This is a genomic window from Enterococcus sp. GPZ-007 (assembly GCF_059374735.1).
Map to the genome: position 1 here is coordinate 1 of NZ_JCAFYN010000140.1, position 249 is coordinate 249.

Annotated in this window: 1 protein-coding gene; it reads right to left on the minus strand. The window is 36.5% G+C overall.

Annotation, left to right across the window (positions count from 1 at the left end; all coding sequences use genetic code 11):
• Positions 1–68: 68 nt before the first annotated feature.
• The coding region (locus AC4J95_RS21285) for a transposase (protein WP_494551563.1) at positions 69–249 on the minus strand (181 nt) is incomplete at its 5' end.

Here is a 249-nt window from a genome sequence, read left to right on the forward strand (position 1 = left end):
TTTTTTTGGCTCTTCGTCAACTAGTGTTGGTGAAGAAATTCAATAGAATAATCGAGATACCCACACGGCTAGGCAGCTCTCTTGTCTAGCCGTGTTGTTGTTCTGGTTTTAGTCGGTTGGGTGGTATTTTTGGTTTTCTTGAAATACTTCCCACGATATAAAAAGATTCGTTCTCGGTAATTTTGAAAATTTCTAAAACCATAGGCCGTTCGTTTTAGTACTTTAATATGGTTGTTTAAACATTCCATA